The organism is Saccharopolyspora sp. NPDC050389 (genome assembly GCF_040655595.1).
Classification (GTDB): Bacteria; Actinomycetota; Actinomycetes; order Mycobacteriales; family Pseudonocardiaceae; genus Saccharopolyspora.
In genome coordinates this window covers 1-19925 of the sequence record NZ_JBFAKG010000140.1, presented here as the reverse complement: position 1 = coordinate 19925, position 19925 = coordinate 1, and the positions used below count along the sequence as shown (strand labels likewise).

Annotated in this window: 21 protein-coding genes, 1 tRNA gene and 3 pseudogenes; 14 read left to right on the top strand and 11 right to left on the bottom strand. The window is 68.5% G+C overall.

The window, feature by feature from the left end; genetic code table 11:
- A pseudogene (locus AB0I53_RS46090) lies at positions 1 to 127 on the top strand (IS5/IS1182 family transposase); the annotation flags it as partial.
- Here the strand turns inward: AB0I53_RS46090 and AB0I53_RS46085 are convergent.
- Together AB0I53_RS46085 and AB0I53_RS46080 are read right to left on the bottom strand one after the other, a co-directional pair.
- On the bottom strand, positions 124 to 561 hold the full coding sequence (locus tag AB0I53_RS46085) for a nitroreductase family deazaflavin-dependent oxidoreductase (protein WP_358616590.1): 438 nt from the start codon (positions 559 to 561) through the stop codon (positions 124 to 126). The pseudogene AB0I53_RS46090 and the gene AB0I53_RS46085 sit on opposite strands and share 4 nt — an antisense overlap.
- Positions 562 to 654: 93 nt before the next feature.
- Positions 655 to 1380 (bottom strand): DUF4232 domain-containing protein, encoded by a 726-nt coding sequence (locus AB0I53_RS46080; RefSeq protein ID WP_358616587.1) that lies wholly within the window; start codon positions 1378 to 1380, stop codon positions 655 to 657.
- Positions 1381 to 1711: 331 nt separating this feature from the next.
- Between AB0I53_RS46080 and AB0I53_RS46075 the strand changes: the two genes are divergently transcribed.
- From AB0I53_RS46075 to AB0I53_RS46050, 6 genes and pseudogenes are all read left to right on the top strand, one after another.
- Positions 1712 to 1787 (top strand) — tRNA-Lys (locus AB0I53_RS46075).
- A gap of 149 nt (positions 1788 to 1936) precedes the next feature.
- Positions 1937 to 2128, top strand: a complete 192-nt coding sequence (locus tag AB0I53_RS46070) for a GntR family transcriptional regulator (RefSeq protein ID WP_358616585.1) — start codon at positions 1937 to 1939, stop codon at positions 2126 to 2128.
- A 62-nt stretch (positions 2129 to 2190) separates the two neighbouring features.
- The gene (locus AB0I53_RS46065; RefSeq protein WP_358616582.1) at positions 2191 to 2286 is read left to right on the top strand and encodes a lasso peptide biosynthesis protein; all 96 of its coding nucleotides are present in this window, start codon (positions 2191 to 2193) and stop codon (positions 2284 to 2286) included.
- Positions 2287 to 2601: 315 nt separating this feature from the next.
- Positions 2602 to 3267, top strand: coding sequence for a hypothetical protein (locus AB0I53_RS46060; protein WP_358616579.1), 666 nt, complete (start codon positions 2602 to 2604; stop codon positions 3265 to 3267).
- A 551-nt stretch (positions 3268 to 3818) separates the two neighbouring features.
- Complete coding sequence (locus AB0I53_RS46055; protein ID WP_358616576.1) at positions 3819 to 4031, top strand: hypothetical protein; 213 nt, start codon at positions 3819 to 3821, stop codon at positions 4029 to 4031.
- A 428-nt stretch (positions 4032 to 4459) separates the two neighbouring features.
- Positions 4460 to 4699 (top strand): annotated as a pseudogene (locus tag AB0I53_RS46050) (SRPBCC domain-containing protein); the annotation flags it as partial.
- Positions 4700 to 4723: 24 nt separating this feature from the next.
- Here the strand turns inward: AB0I53_RS46050 and AB0I53_RS46045 are convergent.
- Positions 4724 to 4900: pseudogene (locus AB0I53_RS46045) on the bottom strand (VOC family protein); the annotation flags it as partial.
- A 180-nt stretch (positions 4901 to 5080) separates the two neighbouring features.
- Here AB0I53_RS46045 and AB0I53_RS46040 point away from each other — a divergent pair.
- On the top strand, positions 5081 to 5845 hold the full coding sequence (locus AB0I53_RS46040) for a glucose 1-dehydrogenase (RefSeq protein WP_358616573.1): 765 nt from the start codon (positions 5081 to 5083) through the stop codon (positions 5843 to 5845).
- A 35-nt stretch (positions 5846 to 5880) separates the two neighbouring features.
- Here the strand turns inward: AB0I53_RS46040 and AB0I53_RS46035 are convergent, their stop codons facing one another.
- The gene (locus AB0I53_RS46035; RefSeq protein ID WP_358616570.1) at positions 5881 to 7167 is read right to left on the bottom strand and encodes a hypothetical protein; all 1287 of its coding nucleotides are present in this window, start codon (positions 7165 to 7167) and stop codon (positions 5881 to 5883) included.
- A 132-nt stretch (positions 7168 to 7299) separates the two neighbouring features.
- A complete protein-coding gene (locus AB0I53_RS46030) occupies positions 7300 to 8901 on the bottom strand; it encodes a hypothetical protein (RefSeq protein ID WP_358616567.1) in 1602 nt (533 codons plus the stop codon).
- Positions 8902 to 9103: 202 nt separating this feature from the next.
- Here AB0I53_RS46030 and AB0I53_RS46025 point away from each other — a divergent pair, with 202 nt between their 5' ends.
- A complete protein-coding gene (locus AB0I53_RS46025) occupies positions 9104 to 9328 on the top strand; it encodes a hypothetical protein (RefSeq protein ID WP_358616565.1) in 225 nt (74 codons plus the stop codon).
- A gap of 9 nt (positions 9329 to 9337) precedes the next feature.
- On the opposite strand, the gene AB0I53_RS46020 is transcribed toward AB0I53_RS46025, so the two are convergent.
- Positions 9338 to 9889 (bottom strand): flavoprotein, encoded by a 552-nt coding sequence (locus AB0I53_RS46020; RefSeq protein ID WP_358616562.1) that lies wholly within the window; start codon positions 9887 to 9889, stop codon positions 9338 to 9340.
- Positions 9890 to 10078: 189 nt separating this feature from the next.
- Here AB0I53_RS46020 and AB0I53_RS46015 point away from each other — a divergent pair, with 189 nt between their 5' ends.
- Positions 10079 to 10303 (top strand): hypothetical protein, encoded by a 225-nt coding sequence (locus AB0I53_RS46015; protein WP_358616559.1) that lies wholly within the window; start codon positions 10079 to 10081, stop codon positions 10301 to 10303.
- Positions 10304 to 10361: 58 nt separating this feature from the next.
- On the opposite strand, the gene AB0I53_RS46010 is transcribed toward AB0I53_RS46015, so the two are convergent.
- Positions 10362 to 10571, bottom strand: coding sequence for a hypothetical protein (locus AB0I53_RS46010; RefSeq protein WP_358616557.1), 210 nt, complete (start codon positions 10569 to 10571; stop codon positions 10362 to 10364).
- A 192-nt stretch (positions 10572 to 10763) separates the two neighbouring features.
- On the opposite strand from AB0I53_RS46010, the gene AB0I53_RS46005 reads away from it, so the two are divergent.
- On the top strand, positions 10764 to 10988 hold the full coding sequence (locus AB0I53_RS46005) for a hypothetical protein (protein ID WP_358616554.1): 225 nt from the start codon (positions 10764 to 10766) through the stop codon (positions 10986 to 10988).
- Positions 10989 to 11033: 45 nt separating this feature from the next.
- On the opposite strand, the gene AB0I53_RS46000 is transcribed toward AB0I53_RS46005, so the two are convergent.
- The 3 genes from AB0I53_RS46000 to AB0I53_RS45990 form a co-directional block, all read right to left on the bottom strand.
- The gene (locus AB0I53_RS46000) at positions 11034 to 12965 is read right to left on the bottom strand and encodes a peptidoglycan recognition family protein (RefSeq protein ID WP_358616552.1); all 1932 of its coding nucleotides are present in this window, start codon (positions 12963 to 12965) and stop codon (positions 11034 to 11036) included.
- A gap of 567 nt (positions 12966 to 13532) precedes the next feature.
- Positions 13533 to 14093 (bottom strand): GNAT family protein, encoded by a 561-nt coding sequence (locus tag AB0I53_RS45995; protein ID WP_358616549.1) that lies wholly within the window; start codon positions 14091 to 14093, stop codon positions 13533 to 13535.
- A 40-nt stretch (positions 14094 to 14133) separates the two neighbouring features.
- On the bottom strand, positions 14134 to 14991 hold the full coding sequence (locus tag AB0I53_RS45990; protein ID WP_358616546.1) for a helix-turn-helix transcriptional regulator: 858 nt from the start codon (positions 14989 to 14991) through the stop codon (positions 14134 to 14136).
- Positions 14992 to 15106: 115 nt separating this feature from the next.
- Here AB0I53_RS45990 and AB0I53_RS45985 point away from each other — a divergent pair, with 115 nt between their 5' ends.
- Positions 15107 to 16102, top strand: a complete 996-nt coding sequence (locus AB0I53_RS45985; protein WP_358616544.1) for an aldo/keto reductase — start codon at positions 15107 to 15109, stop codon at positions 16100 to 16102.
- 332 nt (positions 16103 to 16434) lie between these two features.
- Here the strand turns inward: AB0I53_RS45985 and AB0I53_RS45980 are convergent, their stop codons facing one another.
- On the bottom strand, positions 16435 to 17382 hold the full coding sequence (locus tag AB0I53_RS45980; protein WP_358616542.1) for a sigma-70 family RNA polymerase sigma factor: 948 nt from the start codon (positions 17380 to 17382) through the stop codon (positions 16435 to 16437).
- 233 nt (positions 17383 to 17615) lie between these two features.
- Between AB0I53_RS45980 and AB0I53_RS45975 the strand changes: the two genes are divergently transcribed.
- Together AB0I53_RS45975 and AB0I53_RS45970 are read left to right on the top strand one after the other, a co-directional pair.
- A complete protein-coding gene (locus AB0I53_RS45975; protein WP_358616539.1) occupies positions 17616 to 18758 on the top strand; it encodes a type VII secretion protein EccE in 1143 nt (380 codons plus the stop codon).
- A complete protein-coding gene (locus AB0I53_RS45970; protein WP_358616536.1) occupies positions 18755 to 19807 on the top strand; it encodes a hypothetical protein in 1053 nt (350 codons plus the stop codon). Before AB0I53_RS45975 ends, AB0I53_RS45970 begins: the two co-directional genes overlap by 4 nt.
- Positions 19808 to 19925: the final 118 nt, after the last annotated feature.

The window sequence follows — 19925 nt, the reverse complement described above, 5'->3', positions numbered from 1 at the left end:
CTGGCTGTTCGGCTACCGGCGATTGACCATCCGCTACGAGCGCTATGCCAACCACTTCTGCGCCTTCCTCACCCTCGCCGCCGCCCTCACCTGCTTCAAGAAACTCGCGAAACGAGACACGCTCTAAGCAGCCGGTTCCAGCACGAACACCGGAATCTCGCGCGCGGTCTTCTCCTGGTATTCCGCGTAGTTCGGGAAGGCGGCGACCGCGCGCGACCACCACAGCGCCTTCTCGTCCCCGGTGACCTCCCGCGCGACGTAGTCCCGCCGCGACGGTCCGTCCTGCAGCTCGACGGTGGGGTTCGCGAGCACGTTGTAGTACCAGACCGGGTGCTTCGGCGCGCCGCCGAGAGAGGCGACGGCGGCATAGGAGCCCTCGTGCTCCACGCGCATCAGCGGGCTCTTGCGGAGCTTGCCGGACTTGTTGCCCTTGGTGGTCAGGACGATCACCGGCATGCCGCGCAGCGTCGTGCCCCTGGTGCCACCCGAGCCTTCGTACTCCTCGACCTGGTTGCGCACCCACTCCGTCGGGCTGGGTTCATATTCGCCGGTCAGCGGCATTGAAGCGCTCCTAACGTCAGCGTCAACGGCGCCCGTGGAACGTCACCGGGACTGCCCGTATTCCCCTGCCGCCGACCGGCGAACCCGCCAGGATCAGTCGAAGACGGTGACGCCCTGGGCGGCGGGCTGCAGCGTGCCGACCTTCATCGACTTGATCGGGAACTCCGCGTAGAGCCCGCCGTTCTCGCTGCTGGTGCCGTCGGTGCCGATGATGTTGGTGTTCACCGCGTCGCTGGCGCCCGGCACGCCGACCTGGAAGCCGGTGGCGACGAAGGTGTTCGAGTCACCCTTGTCACCGAATTCGATGAGCACGCCGGCGAAGCCGGTCTCGCCCGGGTCGAGGCTGAACTCCGTCGGGCCGCCCGGGATCTCGACCTGCTGGGTCGGCACGTCGCCGGTGCTGTTGGACATGTCGAGCGGCGTGACCGTCGGCCAGCCGTTCAGGTCGCAGACCTTCTGCGAATTGTTGGTGACGGCCATCAGCAGGACGCCGGGGCGGTCGGGCTGAACGTTCAGGTCGACCTTGAAGTCGCTGGAGGTGCACTTGGCACCCGTGGTGCGCTGGCCGCTGCCGGACGCCTGGCCACCGGCCGTCGTGCCGGCGGCGGGCTTGGAGTCGCTCGTCGACTTGCCTTCACCGGCGGACTGGCCAGGGTGGAACTCGCCGGGGGCGATCCCGGCGGCCGACTCGGAGGCGTCCGACGCGGTGCCCTGCGTGTTCTGCGGCGCGGCAGCCGGCTGGCCGCATCCGGCGAGCAGGAGGGCGCCCCCGACGAGTCCGGAGATCGCGCCGAGCGTCCGAGTCCGGTTGAGCAGCATGGTGTCCCCTTCGTAAAGCTGTTTCGTTCCCCTTTGCCCCGAAAGACGTGTGCCGCCCGCCGAGGTTGTCAATCGGCCGAAAGAATTTTTCAAAACCGCCTGACCTGCAGTGATGTAATCACAAGATTGCGCTGCCCCCGGAACCGGCCGGCAACGGGCGCAGCGCGGCGACGAACGTAGGCAGCCCCCGGCCGCTGCGGCGGCCAAGGGCCACAGCCGTGGGGAAACCCCTCACGGCAGGGCACGAGGGGTGTGGGTGTGACCTTCATCGGCGAAGAAGCTGCGACCGGTACCGCACAAGATCGCCCGGACCTTGTAACCTTGGGCACGCGGGTCGTTAGCTCAACTGGCAGAGCAGCGGACTTTTAATCCGCGGGTTCAGGGTTCGATCCCCTGGCGACCCACCAAAACCCCAGGTCAAACGGCCTGGGGTTCTTTGTTGCCGAGTCCTGGTCGCCGCTAAATTGCCGCTTTTCCTCAGCTACTTCGTGGAGCCCACGAACTCCACCGGCGCGACCGGATCGACCACGACGGCCCTGCGACGCTGTGGGCGCAGGTGGCGACCGATATCGACGCCGACATCACCGCGGGCATCTTGTCAGGAGGTTCGCGCTTGCCGACCGAGCTGGAGCCAGCCGAGATCTACGGCGTAGCTCGCGGCACCGTGCGACGCGCCGTTGCGGACCTTGCCGAGCGTGGCGTGGTCGTGGTGGTCCATGGTCGGGGCACGTTCGTGGCGGCGAAGTAATGACGCAAGCGACACATGCACGGAATTAGTGCGGGTCGCTAAAGTGTCGCTCTTGCACTGGCGTGCGCACCCACCCCTTCGCCGCCCACGCCTGGATCGAAACCGGCGGCCAGCTCATCGGCGAGCCCCACCCAATGGCCACTCCCGGCCACTGCTGACCATCGGCCCAGCCAACGCCGATTAAGCGCGATCACGAGGCGGGTTTGCTCGGCGCCACAAAGGCGCTCAACCAGCCGTAGCGACGACCGCCGCCTCTGCCCTCGTCACCGGGCTCGATGCTGGACTTCGATCACGACACCCCGCGGCGAAGGAGGTGGTGGCGATGGCTCACGCCGTATGGGGCGGGGTGCTGACCTTTTGTTATCTGGAGGTCTGTCCTGGCCTCAGTCACATGAGGGGTCTTGGTGTCTCGGTGGTGTGGCTGAGGAGTATTCGGGAGCTGTGAGGCACTGATCGGGCGTTAAATCGTGGCCGTGACCTATCACGCCGAGCGACCGCGCAGGCTGATCACCGCAGGCCAGGTCGCCCGGATCACCCAACAACCCCGGAGGAACTCGATGGCGAACATCCTGAAGTACGGCGACAAGGTTCACCTCCAGAACGGCTGGGATAACTGGAACGGCGGCTTCCTGGACACCAATAGCAGTGACCCCAACGCCACCGGCAGCAAGCACGGAGTGTCCACCGCGCCCACGCCGACGCGGGGATCGGGAACCGGGACCTGGGAGATCACCTCGGCGTCCGGAAAGCCGGTCGGGGCGGAGGTGATCAGCGGTGACGCCGTCTATCTCCGCAACGGCTGGGATAACTGGAACGGCGGCTTCCTGGACACCAATAGCAGTGACCCCAACGCCACCGGCAGCAAGTACGGAGTGTCGACCTCGCCGGGAAAGGACCGAGCCGATGGCAGCGGGAGATGGCGGGTCTTCGCCGAGACGTCGTCCCCCGTCGACTCGAAGGTCCGCGAGGGCGACCGGGTCCACCTCCTCAACGGCTGGGATGACTGGAACGGCGGCTTCCTGGACACCAATAGCAGTGACCCCAACGCCACCGGCAGCAAGTACGGAGTGTCCACCACCGCCTACATCGACCGGGGCACCGGCACCGGCACCTGGCGGTTCTCCAAGGCTCAGGCGTAGCCAGCCGATGGCCTGAGTCGCCATCGGATCGCGTCAGGCGCCACCCAGCCAAGGCGCCTGACATGCACCCCGAGATCGCGATCTGGAGAAACATCCGGCGCCGTCACACCAGCATCGACGATGGCCCGCACCGGGCAGGCTTTAGCCCAGCAGGCTTTAGCCCATGTGCTGCTACCCGGCTTCGTCGTCGGTTCCGGTCGGGGCTTCGACGGCACGCTCGACGTCTTCGTGTTGGTCTGCGATCTGTGCCTGTCGGCGTTCTTTCGATTCGTCGGCGTAGCCCCCCGGAGGCATGGGACTCCGCTAGGTGTCATGCAGCGGTGTGCCTGGACGCCACGTTGGTGGGCGTGCGGTAGCGGCAGTCATGACCTGTGACCCATCGTGGAGATTGTCCCGAAAGCACCGGAACCGGAGTGTGGAGAACTGATGGCTGTCGACGTGCAGAAGTGGTTCAACGAAGACTTCGGCGCCGGTCTTGGGCGCCACGCGAAGGAAGTACGCGAGATCGGCTACAAGTACAACGTCGCGATCAATGGCGATGGCGGCGGAGAGTGGGTTTCGACACGCGGGATCCCAAGGTCGTTCCGGGAGGTCTGCATGATGGTTACGACGCCGTGCTCATGTTGGATTCCGCGACCTTCTCCGAGATCTATGACGACCCGAGCCAGCACGCGAGGTTCTTTTTCAGTGGCAAACTCAAGGTGAATGGCAAGCAGGAGGCACTCCCCAAGTTCTTTGACCTGATCAAGCTCGCCAAGCAGTGACGTAACAGCACTGTCAGGGCTCTTCAGGCGATCCTCCGCGACTGGGGGCACATGCCGTGCTGCGGTTGCCTGCCTGTAGTCCTGAATCAGGTTGCCGCTTAATTGCCACGAATCAGCGGAAACCAACGCCAAACTTCGGCAAACGATGAGAAGTGAGCACCCGGCGTTTGTGCAGGTAATCAAGGGTGTTGGCAGGCAACGGCAAACGTTGTCCACTGTGGAAACATGATCCGCGGGTTCAGGGTTCGATCCCCTGGCGACCCGCCAAAACCCCAGGTCACGCGGCCTGGGGTTTTGTGTTGATGTACGCCGAGCCGCACTTTTCCCATACATAACTACTCGGCTCCGGTACCGAGTGCCGCCTCTAGCGCTTCAGCGGTGTCCCGGCCAAGGCCACGCCCGACTCCGACGTTGTCGAAGCACGATTCGTCGACATCGTCCCCGGCGTACGCGTGGTGCAGGCGGTCGAATTCGTCTCTGACGACCCCTCCTACGCGGGCACGATGACCATGACCTGGGAGGTCGCCGCCGTCGACACCGGTACGCGTGTGGAGATCCGTGCCGACGGCGTCCCCGACGGTATCTCCGCCGAGGATCACGCTGCCGGGCTGGCCTCCTCGTTGGCGAACCTCGCCGCATACCTCGAGAGAGATGCCAAAGACTCCTAGGGACGCACCAGGGACACAGACCCGTCAGAGCGGGTTGAGGCGGGCCTTGAGCAGGCAGAACTCATTGCCCTCGGGGTCGGCAAGAACGTGCCAGGGCTCCTCGCCGGTCTGGCCGATGTCGGCCGGGCGCGCCCCGAGCTTCAGGAGGCGTTCGAGCTCGGCGTCCTGATCGCGGTCGGTGGCGTTGACGTCGATGTGCAGCCGGGGCTGAATTGCCACCTTATCCTCGGCTACTCCGCAGAACTCACGAACTCCAGGAAGGTCACTCATCGGTACCCGGCCGGCGGATCTGTTGTGGATCGCGCACATGTGTTCTGAGGGCGAAGGGCCCATGCGACCGGGGTTCGGGCACGGGGAGCATCGGCGGGGGAGGGATGTCTCATGGGGCAGCTCGATGGGAAGGTCGCCGTGATCACCGGTGGTTCCGCGGGTATTGGGGCGGCCACTGCCCGGCGTTTCGCCTTGGAAGGGGCGACCGTGTTCGTCACCGGTCGACGTCAGGCGGAGTTGGACACCACGGTGAAGGCGATCAACACGGAGAACGGCAGCGGACAAGCCATCGCCGTGCGAAGCGACGTGTCCTCGCTCGAGGACCTCGACCGCCTTTACGCCCGGGTCAGGGACCACAGCGGCCGCGTTGACGTGCTGTTCGCGAACGCCGGTGTGACCCAGATCGCGCGGCTGGAAGACGTCAGCGAGGAGCATTTCGACCGTGTCTTCGGCGTCAACGTCCGGGGGCTGCTGTTCACGGTGCAGAAGGCGCTGCCGCTGTTGTCGGATGGTGCGTCGGTCATCCTGACGGCGTCCATCGCCGCGTCCAAGGCCTCAGCGGCGTCGAGCGTCTACGGCGCCACCAAAGCCGCCGTTCGCAGCTTCGCGCGCACCTGGGCGATGGAGCTGGCTGGGCGCCGTATTCGGGTCAATGCGATCAGCCCGGGTCCGGTCGAAACTCCGATGTTCTCCGGCGTCGTGACCGATCCGGCTCAGGCGACCGACTTCAAGGACGCTCTCCTGGCCGGCATGCCCCTCGGCCGGGTGGGAGACGCGGACGAGGTGGCCGCAGCCGCACTCTTCCTGGCGACTGATGCCAGCAGTTTCACCACCGGTGCCGAGCTCTTCGTCGACGGAGGACTTGCCCAGGTCTGAGAGTGCTGCGTGCGACCATCGCGTTGAGGCCATGGTCAGAGGTTCTCTTCTTCGCCGTGCCACTTCTGCATGTGCGTGGCATGTGTTCGCAGGTATGCGCCGGGTTTGAAGAAGCGGTCGTAGAAGTCCAGGTCCAGGTGGTGCGCTTGGACGTAGTTCATGATGAACACCGTCGGCACCGTCCCGGGGAACTTTCCGAAGGTGTCCAGGACGTACTGCGCTTGGAGCGCGACGCACGCCTTGAACTCGTCGTCGTGCACCGGGGCGCTTCCGCGGAAACCCGGGCTGTCGGTCCAGGCTCCCGGGGTGTCGCGGTGGAACGGCCCGCCGGGCCCGAACTTGCGTCCGGCGAAGGCCTCGACCGCCGCCGCCATGTTGCGGTATCGCGGTGGGCAGTAGGCCTCGAAGACTCCTTCCCGGCCGGTGGGGTTGGGTGTCGGCCAGCGCTCGTCCTCGTCGTAGCGGAACCCGAGGCCGGGAACGTTGGGATCGCCCGAGGCGCCGAGCATGGAGAAGCGGTCGATCCCGTCGAACATCCAGCCCCCGAGCCCCATCGCCTGCAGCATCAGCACGCCCGCGTAGCAGGCGGTCGCCAACTCCGCGGTCGCCTCGGTCAGCGCGTACTGCTCGGTGAAGGTGAGCGGGAACGGCTCCTCGACGTCGACCAGCCCGCCGAACTCCTCCAGCCCGGGCAGCTTGCGGCCGTTGACATCGTCGTAGATCGCGTAGCCGTTCTGGGCGAAGAAGCACAGGATGGCGATGAGGTGCTGGGCGATGTCCGCCACCGGAATGACCAGCAACGAGCCGGGAACGTTGACGCACCAGGTGTTGTGCCCCTCCAGGTAAGGCTCCTCCGCCGGCAGGTGCAGCCGCCCGGCCGAGAGCCGGCGCAGCCGCTCGCGGTGCCGCTCGACCATCAGCTCCGATGTGACCTCCTCGACGGCCGGGTCGACCAGCGCGCCGGCGTCGCGGGTCGGGAAGAAGTAGAGGCCGGAGTCGTCGGTGAAGAACAACTCGGCGGTGTGGAATCCCGCCGCGGAGGGAAAGGTGCGTCCGGCGGCCCCACCGGCGTAGTTCGAGACATGTGGCGCGTAGCGGGCGTGACGGGTGATCGAGTAGTGCCAACCGGTCGTGCCGCCCATCGCGCTCAGCACGAGCATCCGCTCGAGGTCCGTGAGGGAAACCGGATCGTGCTTGGAGCGGTAGGCGAGCGGGCCATCCGGGATCTCATCGCCCAAGGCGAAACGCCGCGAGCGGCGGCCGAAAAGAGCCTCCACCAGCGGGAAAGCCGCAAGCTCCGCAAGCGCTGTCTCGAAGTTCACCGCAGCTTCCTCGGGCACAGCGCCAGACTGCGCCCGGCGAGCGGGGCGGACCAAGGGCTTTCTGCCCTCCGGCCTGCTCCGCCCGGACGGCCAATGCTCACGCGTGCCCGCGCACCATCCTGAAACGACCTCCTAGGTCAGGTGGGCCCTGATCCTTTCGATGCGCTGCTCGATCGGGACCGCGCGGGCCGCCTCCAGTGCGTTGAGAAGTTGTTGGAGGGGCGGGGAATCGGCGACGCCCAGGTTCTTGAACTCCCGTGCGTCGACCACGTTCGGAAACGCCGCGAGCGCCGGGTGGTTGGTCGTCAGCACCTCGTTCCCGCTGCGCGGCAGGAACGCCTTCTGGATCGTCGAGGGCGGTTCGTCCACGATGATCAGCGTGTCGGCCGTGCGCCCGTGTTCCTCCAGGCAGGCGATCTCTTGGGCCAGGGCGGGCGTCAGCTCCGCCGCCCAGACGATGATCTGCGTGGCCAGCGGGATCAGCGTCGCGACGGTTTCGAACCACGTCGCGTCCGGGAGGTACAGGGCGGTCTTGGGGACGAACTGGCCGAACGCGGACGACAGCTCCAGCTCGCCGGCCTTCGTGCTGGCCACCGTGATCATCGGCACCGCGAGTTCCAGTTCCGCCAGTGCGGGACCGCAGTCGCGGTACACGATGGTCTGCACGTAGTCGCCCTGCGGATCGTCGGGATCCTCGAGGACCGACGCGAGCGTCGACGAGATACCCGACTCCTCGGCCAGGCCGAAGTTGCGCAGCAGGAGCACGAACGGTTCGCCGGAGCACAGCCAGCTCCGGACCTGGCCGACCGAGCTCAGGTGCTTCTCCCTGGCGGCGCGGACGAGTTTGGCCATGTGGTTCCGCGGGGCGCCCGCCAGCAGCCATGGGAGGCCGAAGCCCCTGCGCCGCCTCCTGCGGTCCCAGTGGCGCTGCTTTCGCAGGTAGTCGAGGTTCAGCTCGGGCTCGCCGACCGCGAACCCGTCCAGCACCGCGCCCGCGTGCTCTGCCCGGCTGAGCCATTCGTCCACGTCGGGATTCCCGCCGCGATCGCGGCCGAACGACTTCAGGAGCTCGTCGAACTTCTCCCGAGCGGCCTTCTCGTCGCCTTCCTGGAGCGACACCAGCGCCGTGTTGTACAAGCCCTGCGCCGCTCTCCCGCGCAGTTCGGGATCCGCGTTGTGCCGGTACCGCCGGAAGATCTCCGTCCACAGCGCCGCTTGCTCCTCGCGTTTGCTCGACAGGTTTTTGCCTGCCGAGAGGTGATCGCCGCGCAGGTGTGCATGGATCGCCAGCGCCCGGCACAGCGCGCGCTCCACCCGGACGTCCACCGGACCGCGGACGGCGTCCACCACGTCGCGCAGGACGCCGGCTGCGGCGGCGTTGCCCGCCGCATCGGCTTGCCCGGTGTAGGCGCACAGGTCGGTCAGCATGTCGATCACCCGCGCGCCCAGTTCGGGGTCCGGGTGGTGCGCATAATGCACGCCGTACCAGCGCAGCAGCAGGAACGAGTCGGCGATGTCGCCGGCGCGGTAGAGCGCCGTCACGGTCTCGTACACGATGAAGGCGTGGTCGCGCGGGTCGTACGGGCCCGCGCTCGCCGCCTGCTCCGGGAGGGTCTCGAACAGCCAGGTCCGGAAGTCCCGGTCGGCCACCTGTCTGGCGGACTCGCTCCGCATCCGCTGCCACCTGCCGATGGCGCTGTCCACCACGTCCGCGAGCGTCAAGTCGTCGTCCACTGGCGTCACCCCAACTTGTGCGTGCCTCAAACGTTCACGGCTGGTTTTCGAGGGCCTTTGGCCTCCGGGTTCGGTGCGTGTGCGCGCGTAACGTTTCTTGGCAGAACCGGGTTTAGCGATTCGGTCGGAACATACCGGGGCCCAGGTTCGTCCAGCGGAGTTTCGCGGGCCTCGCCGATTATCAACCGAAGGAGCATCTGTGATGCGTACTGTTCTGCGCCGTTCGCTCGGCCTCGCGCTGGCGCTGCCACTCCTGTCCGGAGCCGCTGCGCTCGCCCCGGCCGCGTTCGCCGCCCTTCCGGCGCCTGCGGTGGTGCAGTTCGCCCCGCAGCAGCAGACCGATGAGTGCAACCCGGACGACCAGGTCTGCCAGGAGCACCAGCAACAACACCAGCAACAGCAAGATCAGCAGCAGCACGGGCGCTGAGGATCGGGCTCAGGCCCGGTCGTTGAGCGCCGCGTCGAGGATCTTGAGCCAGGGGATTTCCAGGGCCTGGTCGTTCCTGGGGCCCTGCAGGGGCCAGTAGTCGTCGCCCGTCAGGAGTTGCACGTCGGCTTGGCGCAGAGTTTCCACGTGCGACTTCCACGCCGGGTGGCGGACCTGCGTGACGTTGATCTTCGGGAACACCACCACCGGGATCCCGGGGGTTCCCATCGCCTCGCCCAGCGTGGTCAGGGCCTGGTTGTCGGCTAGGCCGAGGGCGAGCTTGGCGACCGTGTTCGCCGTCGCCGGGCAGGCCAGGTAGCGGTCGATGGGCGGGTGCGGTCGGCCGGCACCGGGCAGCCGGGGCTCGACCCGGCACGGCAGGCCGGTGACCTGCTCGATCCGCTCGACCTCGCCCAGCGCCCGCAGCCACGCGCCGGCCGCGGGCGTGAGCGTCACCGCGACCCGCCAGCCCCGCGCGATGGCCGGTTCGATCAGGGCCGGGCGGATCTGCTCCACGCCGCCTGCCGCCGATCCGATGAGTCCCAGGGTCCGCACGCTCATTCCGCCAGTATGTCGGGGGACGGATCATCTGGGAACCGCGGTGGATGTCCACAGGGGACTGGGGCCTTTGGGCTCGGGATTCGGTGTGCGCGGGCGCGTAGGGTCGATAGGCGGAGCCGATTTCCGGCCGTTCGGTTCGGAAAGTGCCGAGATGGGTCTCGGCGAACATCAACCGAAGGAGCATCGGGGATGCGTACTGTTCTGCGTGGATCGCTCGGCATCGCGCTGGCGGTGCCACTCCTGTTCGGCCTCGCCCCGGCTGCGTTCGCGGTCAGTCCGGCGCCTGCGGTGGCGGCGCAGCTCGCCCCTCAGCAGACGCACCACCACGACTGCGCGGAGGGCGACGTGATCTGCGAGATGCACGTGCACGAGCACGAGCACCAACACCACCTGCTAGAACACCGGCACCACTAGGTGGTCGACAGCAGGATCGGTGGAGCGCCCCGCTGGGCAGGGCGCTCCGCCGGGATCATCAGACCGACTTGAGGTCCGATTCCTTCACGTAGACCCAGCGGTAGTTGTACGAGATCGGGACGTAGACCTCGTTGCCGACGATCACCTCGTGGTTGTTCGGGTCGTTCAGCCCGTCGTAGACCACGATGGCCGATTCGATCAGGGCCGGGCGGATCTGCTCCACGCCGCCTGCCGCCGATCCGATCAGTCCCAGGGTCCGCACGCTCATTCCGCCAGTATGTCGCGGCAGGGATCATCTGGGAACCGCGGTGGATGTCCACAGGGGACTGGGGCCTTTGGGCTCGGGATTCGGTGTGCGCGGGCGCGTAGGCTCGATCGGCGGAGCCGATTTCCAGCCGTTCGGTTCGGAAAGTGCCGAGATCTCCGGTTTCGGCGAACATCAACCGAAGGAGCATTGGTGATGCGTACTGTTCTGCGTGGATCGCTCGGCATCGCGCTGGCGGTGCCGCTCCTGTTCGGCCTCGCCCCGGCTGCGTTCGCGGTCAGTCCGGCGCCTGCGGTGGCGGCGCAGCTCGCTCTTCAGCAGCGGAACCACCACCACTGCGCGGAGGACGACGTGATTTGCGAGACGCACGAGCACTTGCACGATCTCCAACGCCACCTGCAAGAGCACGGGCAACACTAGGCGATCGGCGGAGCGCCCCGCGGACGGGGCGCTCCGCCGGGATCGTCAGACCGACTTGAGGTCCGATTCCTTCACGTAGACCCAGCGGTAGTTGTACGAGATCGGGACGTAGACCTCGTCGCCGACGATCACCTCGTGGTTGTTCGGGTCGTTGAGCCCGTCGTAGACCACGTTGTAGTCGAGCGCCTTGGTCTCCTCGCCCGCGACGTACACCTGACCGGCCGGCACCTTGTACGGCAGCGGCTTGATCTTGCGGGCGTCGATGCCGGACGGGTAGTCGCCCGGCTGCGGCAGCGACAGGCCGTAGGTCGGGATCTCGTCCCGGACCGGCGTGACCAGATCGGCGCCGTCGGCGGGTGCCGTGTTCTTGCCGTCCGGGTCGTGCAGCCAGGCCTTCTTGCCGTCGAACCAGATGGCCAGCCAGTCGTCCGAGCGTTCCGCCACCGCGTACTGCCGGCCCGTGTTGGCCTTGGCCGACCAGTCCTCGATCTTGGTCGTGCCCGGCGAGCCGTCCGGGTGCACCGTCGGCGAGCCGATCAGCGGCGCATCATCGCGCGGCTCGGTGTGCAGGTACAGGAAGTTCGCCCCCTGCGCCGGCAGGGTCCGGCAGGGCTCGTCCTTCGGGCATTCGACGACCTCCGGCCGGTTCGCGTCGAACCGCGGGAAGATGGTCACCACGTCGTCGCCGCCGGTGTCGCCGTCCAGCGGCTCGTCCAGCAGCTTCATGTAGTGCGCCCAGTCCCAGAACGGGCCCGGGTCGTAGTGCTCACCGCCGGCCTTCGCCGGGTTGTCGGCGCTGACGTCGTCGTGGCCGACGATGTGCTCGCGGTCCAGCGGGATGTCGTACTTGTCCGCCAGGAACTTCACCAGCTCAGCCGACGAGCGGTACATCTGCTCGGTGTACCACTTGCCGCCCTCGGCGGCGAAGCCCTCGTGCTCGATGCCGATGGAGCGCATGTTCCGGTCCCAGTTGCCGGCGTGCCACGCCATGTCCTTGGTGGGGACCATCTGCGTGACCTGGCCGTCGGAGGAGCGGACGATGTAGTGCGACGCCGCGCCGTGCGCCGGGTTCTGGAACGCCGAGATCGCCGTCTGGTACGAGGTCTCCGTGTCGTGGATGACGATGGAGTCGATCTTGACGTCCTTCGGCCGGCTCGCCGTGTCGTAGTTGCCGTAGCCGCCGGTGGGGTCCTGCGGATCGGTCGGGGCGTAGGCCGCCGGGATGTAGCGGCAGTCCAGCTCGGTCGGGCATTCCGGCTTCGGGCCGAGCGGGGCGTCCTTGACGTTCTTCAGGTTGGTGCCGCTGAGATCCCGGTCCGGCAGCACCTCCGGGATCTTGGCGAACGCGAGCTGCTGGCCGGTCGAGGTGGTGCGGGCGCGGCCCTGGCCGAGCACGTCGTAGACGTCGTCGGCGAAGGACTGCGCGCCGCTGGCCTGCGGGCTGCCGCTGAGCTCGGCGATCGCCGGGTACCAGCCGCCGATGTTGTTCGGCAGGTCTCCCTCGCCGAGGTTCTTGGCGCGCTGGGCCAGCAGCGCGGCACCGGCCCGGATGTTCTGCTCCGGGTCGCGCTTCACCTGCTCCGGCGGGAGGCCCACCAGCGCCGCGGCCTCGGTCAGGGTGTGCAGCGTCGGGTGGTCCCCGAGCTTCTGCAGCTTCGGGTTCTCGCTGCGGAGCTCCTCGGGGTCGATGTCGGTCAGGTGCATCGGGCCGTAGCCGCCGGCCACGCTCTGCTCGCCGTTGTGGTCTTCCCACCTGGTGAGCTGGAACGAGGTCGCCATCAGCAGCGGCATCGGGATGCCGAACTCGGCGGCGGCCGATTCGAAGGCGCGCTGCTCGACGGTGTCGGGTGCGGCGGGGGTTCGGGGCGCGGTGGCCGGGTTGGCGCCGAGGGCAGTGTGGGCTGCGCCGGTCAGCAGCCCGGTGACGCTCGCCGTGACCACAGCGGCTCGCCACCAGTGGAGCTTCCTGGCAGTCAAGGGTTCGCTACCTCGCAAAAACCGGAACTGGTGTCCTAAGTGGACCTGTGGGGTTCGCGGTTGATCACCGACCCTGCCAGTGGTCCGCAAGCACTCGTGAGCGTTTTGGATTGCTATGGCGATCCAAAGCACTCACGAGCCCCGGGCAGCTCGCCGCGGGGCGCGTCGGATCATCGTCTCCTCGGTTGATCAACTGCGGCTACACCTTCCCACCGTTCGGCGGTTTCGGCACCGATGAACTCCGATCTGAAACCTGGTCGATACGTGCAGAGCGGGAGTTTTCGCCTTCGGGCCGTCTTGCTGCCCGAAAGTGCTCGCGGCGGCTGACCGGCGGCGGTGGTTCAGGAGGAGCAGTGGGCTTTGCGAAGGCGCGCCTCGCGCGCATGCACGAGGTCGCACGCCGGGTCGGTTCGGCTGGATCGGCTCGGCACGCTCGCGTTCGGGGATCCGGCGGAGGACCTGATCGGCATCCTGTTGACCCAGCGCGCGATGGGCTCGCCCGCGTCGCCGAAACACTTCGCCGACTTCCGCACGCCGTCCACCAGGCCCTCGACTGACCGGCGCGGCTCAAACCCGTTGCCGCCACTCGGATCGGAGGATCGCGTAGACGAGTTCGTCGCGCCAGGCGCCCTTGACGACCACGTTCTGGACGAAGTGGGCCTCGCGGCGCATGCCGATCCGCTCCATGAGCCTCGCCGAGGCGGTGTTCAGAGCGTTGCACTTGCCGATGATCCGGTGCAGGCCGAGGCCCTCGAAGCCCAGGCGGAGGACTTCGCGGGCGGCCTCGGTGGCCAGGCCCTTGCCCTGGTGATCGGGGTTGAAGATGTAGCCGATCTCGCCCTGCCGGTGCTCCTCGCTGTGCCAGACGAGTTCGACCTGCCCCACGACCGCGTCGAGCTCCGGTGAGACCACCGCGAGGCTGAGGCAGTCGCCTTCGGCGCCGAGCTCGGTCTCCCCGGCCATCTGCTCGACGGAGTCCTGCGTCTGCCGGTGGTCGCGCGGCTCCCACAGGAGGTAGCGGGCCACCTCCGGTTGGCGCTGGTAGGCCCAGACGTCCGCCGCGTCTCCGGCGGTGAACGGGCGCAGCAGCAGGCGATCGGTCTTGATCGGGTAGTCAGGTCGAAGCACGAACCGACCGTACTTCAGCTCCGGGATCGACCGCGGCGGATTATCCGTGGTGTGTGCGGTGCGGCTCTTCGCGGCGGCTGACGATGTCGAGCAGCGTCATCGCGTCGTGGTGCGGGGTGCCCGGTTCGGCCTGGTAGATGACGATCCGCTGGTCGCCGCCGCGCACCGCCAGCACCTCGTAGTCCAGGTCCATCCGGCCCACCGCCGGGTGGTCGAACCGTTTCACGCCGGCCGACTTCGGCTGCACCTGGTGGCGTGCCCACATCGCCGGGAACTCCTCGCTCTTCGTGGTGAGCTCCTCGACGAGCGCGGCGAGCCGCTGGTCGGCCGGGTTGTCGCCGAAGGTCGCGCGCAGGTCGGCGACCGAGTCCTGAGCCACGTTGCGCCAGCTCACGAACAGCGTCCGGGCCGCCGGGTGCAGGAACAGGTAGCGAGTGGTGTTGCGCCGTCGCGCGGGCCACTGGTCGATTCCCGCGAGCAGCGCGAGGCCCGCCGGATTCGCCGCCACCATGTCGTTTCCGCCGTTGAGCACGTAGGCCGGGGCCTCGCCGACCATGTCGAGCAGCCGCAGCACCGTCGGCCGCACCGGCTCGGCATCCGGCTGTGCCGAATTCCGGCTTCCCGCGGCGTGCCTGGCCAGATTGCCCATGTACTGCCGCTCGGTGGCGTCCAGCAGCAGTGTCCGCGCCAATGCGTCCAGCACCGCCTCGCTCGGGTGCCGCTCGCGGCCCTGCTCCAGCCGCGTGTAGTAGTCCATGCTGATCCCGGCCACCGCCGCGACCTCTTCGCGTCGCAGGCCCGGCGTCCGCCGCACCCCGGGCCCGGCCGGGATGCCGACGTCGCCCGGCTTCCGGCGCGCCCGGCACGCCTTCAGGAAGCTGCCCAGCTCGTTGCTCACCTCGCCGATGCTGCCACGCCACCAGCCTGGGTGTGCCACACCCAGGAGAAACGCGCCCTGCCGCGCGGCCGCGACGAGGACCAGCATTGATGGCAGCCGATCGAAGGGGAACGAGATGACGTTGCGGCAGGTTCAGCTGGGATCCGGCCCGGTGGTGGGCGCGCAGGGCCTCGGCTGCATGGGGATGAGCGAGTTCTACGGCCCGACCGATCAGGACGAGGCCCGGCGCACGCTGGAGCACGCTCTGGAGCGCGGCGTGACACTGTTCGACACCGCCGACATCTACGGCTCCGGCGCCAACGAGGAATTCCTCGCGCCGTTCGTGAACGCGCATCGCGAGCAGCTGGTGCTGGCCACCAAGTTCGGTCTGGTCCGCAAGGCCGACGACCCGAACTACCGCGGCTTCCGCGGCGACGCGGCCTACGTCCGCGCGGCGGCCGAGGCGAGCCTGCGGCGGCTGGACATCGACGTGATCGACCTCTACTACATGCACCGGCGTGACGTGACGGTGCCGATCGAGGAAACCGTCGGTGCGATGGCGGAGCTGGTCGCCGAGGGCAAGGTGCGCCATCTCGGGCTGTCCGAGGTGACCGGCGACGAGCTGCGCGCCGCGCACGCGGTGCACCCGATCGCGGCGGTGCAGAGCGAGTGGTCGGTGTTCAACCGCGACGTCGAGAACACCGCGGTGCCGGCGGCCAAGGAGCTCGGCGTGGCGCTCGTGCCCTACTCGCCGCTCGGGCGCGGCTTCCTCACCGGGGCGTTCGCCGACGCCGCGAAGCTGCCGGACGGCGACTTCCGGCGCAACTTCCCGCAGTACTCCGGCGAGAACGCATCCCGCAACGCCGAACTCCTGGCGCCGCTGCGGGAGGTCGCGCAGCGCCACGACGCGACGCTCGCGCAGGTGGCGCTGGCCTGGCTGTACGCGCAGCAGGACGGCCTGGCCGTGGTCCCGATCCCGGGCACCCGGCGCCGCACCAGGCTCGACGAGAACCTCGGCGGCGCGGACCTGACGCTCACGGCGGCGGATCTCACGCTCCTGGAGCCGATCTCGTCGAAGGTCGCGGGCACCCGCTACGCCGACATGAGCTTCACCGCGGCCGGCCGCGAGTAGCGATCGGGACCGTGAGTCTTTTGGGCGGCTGTAGAGGCTGTTTGGGATGTGGTGACGTGCGGATGTGGTAACGCGGGCGTTTTGTATTTGAAGCGGCGCAGCCGCTTAGCCCACCCACGCAACCGGCACCGCCGCGGGTTCTCAGAGGTCTTCTCGCGAGGACAGCCCCGACGTGGTGAATTGGCCATTCATGATGTCGGGGATCCCACAGCGAGAAGGCCTCTGAGGTTCCGCCACCCGCACCGCCACGCAGAACGAGTTTGGAAACAGGCTCTATAGCAACCCAAAAGACTCACGGCCCCGTGGCCTGCCGGAACGGTGCCTGAGCCGGGTCAGCTGACGTAGGTCAGGAGGCGTTCCGCTCGGGCCGGTTCGCGGAGCTTCCGCAGGACTCGGTGCTCCAACTGGCGGATCCGCTCGCGGGTCACGCCGAGCTCGTGGCCGATCTCCGCCAGCGTGCGCTGCCGGCCGTCGTCGAGCCCGCAGCGCAGCCGGATGACCTGCTGTTCGCGTGGGCTGAGCGTGCCGAGCACGTCTTCGATCTCGGTGCGCAGCAACTGGATTCCCGCCGCTTCGCGGTCGTCGGGGCGGGTCAGCAGGTCGGCCAGCGTGCCGCCGTCCGGGCCGGCGGGTTGGTCCAGGCTGAGCGGTTCCTGCGCGACCGAGAACAGTTCCAGCAGCTGGCGAACCGGGATGTCCAGCGCCTGCGCGAGCTCGTCGTGCCTGGGTGCCCGGCCCAGCTTCGCCGTCAGATCCCGCCGCACGCGCGCCATCCGGGTGAGCTGTTCGGTGAGGTGCAGCGGCAGCCGGATGGTGCGCGCCTGGGCCGCCAGCGCCCGGCTGATCGCCTTGCGGATCCACCAGGTGGCGTAGGTGGCGAACCGGAATCCCGGGCTGTGGTCGTACTTCTCGACGGCGCGCAGCAGCCCGACATTGCCCTCCTGGATCAGGTCGAGCAGCGGCATGCCGCGCCCGGTGTAGCGCTTGGCGATGCTCACCACCAGCCGCAGGTTCGCTTCCACCAGCGCGGTTCTGGCCGCGCGCCCGTCGTCGGCGACGGCCTGCAGCTCGACGCGGCGCGCGGCGGGCAGACCCGGGACTTCGAGGGTTTCTTCGGCGTGGAGTCCGGCCGCCGCGCGTTCGGCCAGGTCGGTTTCCCCGGCCAGGTCGAGGAGTTCGGTCCGGCCGATCCCGGCCAGGTAGAGGCGCACCGAATCGACGGCCGCCGAAGGCCGTTCGGTTCCGGGAACGTCGTCGATGTCGAGCAGCGGGGCCGCCACCTGCCAAGCCTTCCGGACACGGGTGCACGCCCTGCCCAGCGTGCCGAACGGTGCTGGCAGCGCGCTGACGTGCGGATCGCCGGTTTGTCTGCGGCGTATTCGCTGGCTGTGCGGCTGGAGCCGGGATTTCGGCGGCGGTGTGGTGCGGTCCGGGTACGGCTGGTGTCGAATCGGGTACTGTCCGCGTCGCTGTGGTCGGGATAGCCTTGCCGCGTGGGAGGGATCCACCTTCGATGACAAGCCAGACCAGCGCACCGCCGAAATCGAGCGCGTTCGGCCGTTCGCGGGATGACGCGTGGTTCCGCCCGCAGCGCAGGCCGGGCCGCATCGGGCCGGTCAGCCTAACCCGGCTGCTGGCGTTCGAAGTCGTGCAGCTCGCGCTGTGCTTCGTCGTGTTCCAGGCGTTGTGGGCGTTGATCGTGGGCGGCCTGGTCGGAGTTGCCGCGGCGGTGGCCACCTTCGGCCGGCGCGGCGAACAGTGGTGGACCGAGATGCTCTGGCTTCGCCTGCGGTTCCGCCGCCGACGAGGCATCGTCGCCGCCCGCCGCGACGATCCGCGGCTGTCCGCGCTTTGCGAGCTGGCTCCCGATCTGACCGTGGAAGGCGTTGCGGGTCAAGAAGATTCGCGGTTGGGCATGGGCAGCGACGGCGCGGGCTGGTTCGCCGTGCTGGAGGTCGCCGCCGACGAGGGTCCGCGGCCGCCGGTTCCGATGGCGGAGCTGGCGCGGATCGCGACCGATCAGCCCGGCGTGGTGGTGCAGGTCGTCCTGCACAGCGCGCCGTTGCAGGGCACGAACCTGCGCGATCACGTGGTGTGGATCGCGGTGCGGCTGGATGCCCAGGCGGTCGCCGCGTCGGCAGTGGACAGCCGGAGCGATCCGGACGTGCCGGTGCTGCTCGCCGAACTGACCAGGCGCGTTGAGAGGTTGTTGCGGCGCAGGGGACTGCGCGCTCGCGCCCTCGACGCCAGCGGGTTGCTCGACGCGCTGGTGCGCTCCTGCGACCTGGCCGAGCCGGCGGACCGGCGGCCGGTCCAGCCGCGCGAGGAGTGGGATTCCTGGCGCTCCACCAGGTTGCGGCACGGCTGCTTCTGGATGCGGTCGTGGCCGAACCCGGAGCGCGGCGCGCTGCTGCTGTCGGCGCTGGCGGAGGTGCCGGACGCGCAGGTCAGCATCTCGATCGTGCTGGAGCCGGGGCAGCGCGGCGCCGATCTGTCCGGGCTGGTCCGGGTGGCCGCAGATGCGCAGCGGTATGAGCAGACCTGCGAACTGGCGGCGCGACTCGTCGAGCACGCGGGCGGCCGACTGTCCAGATTGGACGGACAACAGCTACCCGCGGTGTACGCTTCGGCGCCGACCGGAGGAGGGGCGCGGTGAACGAGGGGCAGTACCCGACGCAGTCGGCGGTTGCGCCGCCCGCGGCAGCGCGGCCGGAGGCGCCGGAACCCGCTGCGGCAAAGCGAGTTCCGGTGATCTCGGCGGCGAAGCCGCCGGAGACGACGGGGCCCGTTCGGCTCCCGAAGAACCAGGACGCCGACGACACGGCCTTCGCGCCGGCGCTCGGTTCGTCGGAGTGGAACCAGCAGGCCGGCGGCGCGGTGCTGACGAACGCAGCCGCCGTGTCGGCGCCGGTGGCGACCGCGCAGGCCGTCGCCGCGCCGCTGCCACCCGGCGGGCCCGGCCCGCGCGAAGACGACACGCCGACCGTGGTGGTGCGCAAGCCGCGCGGCTGGCGGCCGCGCAAGCAGCGTTCGGTGCCTCGGCTGGACATCGGCCGGCACCGGGCCACCGAGCGGGAACTGGACCTGCTGCAGCTCACCGGCACGTCGTTCGGTTTTCCGCTGGGCCGCAACCAGGCGGGCTTCCCGGTGACGATGACGCTGTTCCAGCCGGAACCGGTGTCGATCGCGCTGGTCGGCGCGTCCTGGGCGGCGCGCCTGCTGGCCTACCGGGCGTTGCGCTTCGGCGCGAAGGTGCTCGTGTTCACCGACCAACCGGCGGGCTGGGCGGATCTGGGGCAGGCGGCGACCGGCCGGGCCGACCGGGTCGCGGTGCTGGAACCGGGTGCTCCGGCGGGAGTCGTGGCATCGGCGGACGCCCCGGTCTTGTCCCTGTACGACGCGGAATCACCGCCGTCGCCGGCGGAACCCGCGCCGTGGCAGACGAGAGTCATGGTGCTGCACCGGTTCACGCCGCAGCGGGCCAACGCGGCTCTGGAAGCGGACGTCCTGCTCCTGCAGCGATTGGCTCCTGAAGAAGCGGCGACGATCGCTGCGGCCCGCCGCTTCTCGGCGCGAACGGCCGAGCAGTTGCAGGCCTTGCACGACGACATGCTGGCGGTGCTGACGAAGTCGGAGAACCACTACGTGTGGGTCACCCCGGCAGATCGCGAGCAGGAAGAACTAGGTTCCCCGGGCCGCTACTGAACGGAGCCTGTGGGCTTGAGGGCGTTTTGTCTTTGAAGCGGCGCAGCCGCTTAGTAGGGCTTTGTTAGTTGTTGATCTCGTGCGGGATGATCTTGGTGTGGATGCTGCTGAGTTGGAT

What these genes read in the sequence shown, in the direction of transcription:
- AB0I53_RS46085 (WP_358616590.1), bottom strand. Translation starts at nt 561, where the DNA reads ATGCCGCTGACCGGCGAATATGAACCCAGCCCGACGGAGTGGGTGCGC.
- AB0I53_RS46080 (WP_358616587.1), bottom strand. Translation starts at nt 1,380, where the DNA reads ATGCTGCTCAACCGGACTCGGACGCTCGGCGCGATCTCCGGACTCGTC.
- AB0I53_RS46040 (WP_358616573.1), top strand. Translation starts at nt 5,081, where the DNA reads ATGGGGCAGCTCGATGGGAAGGTCGCCGTGATCACCGGTGGTTCCGCG.
- AB0I53_RS46025 (WP_358616565.1), top strand. Translation starts at nt 9,104, where the DNA reads ATGCGTACTGTTCTGCGCCGTTCGCTCGGCCTCGCGCTGGCGCTGCCA.
- AB0I53_RS46020 (WP_358616562.1), bottom strand. Translation starts at nt 9,889, where the DNA reads ATGAGCGTGCGGACCCTGGGACTCATCGGATCGGCGGCAGGCGGCGTG.
- AB0I53_RS46015 (WP_358616559.1), top strand. Translation starts at nt 10,079, where the DNA reads ATGCGTACTGTTCTGCGTGGATCGCTCGGCATCGCGCTGGCGGTGCCA.
- AB0I53_RS46010 (WP_358616557.1), bottom strand. Translation starts at nt 10,571, where the DNA reads ATGAGCGTGCGGACCCTGGGACTGATCGGATCGGCGGCAGGCGGCGTG.
- AB0I53_RS46005 (WP_358616554.1), top strand. Translation starts at nt 10,764, where the DNA reads ATGCGTACTGTTCTGCGTGGATCGCTCGGCATCGCGCTGGCGGTGCCG.
- AB0I53_RS45985 (WP_358616544.1), top strand. Translation starts at nt 15,107, where the DNA reads ATGACGTTGCGGCAGGTTCAGCTGGGATCCGGCCCGGTGGTGGGCGCG.
- AB0I53_RS45975 (WP_358616539.1), top strand. Translation starts at nt 17,616, where the DNA reads ATGACAAGCCAGACCAGCGCACCGCCGAAATCGAGCGCGTTCGGCCGT.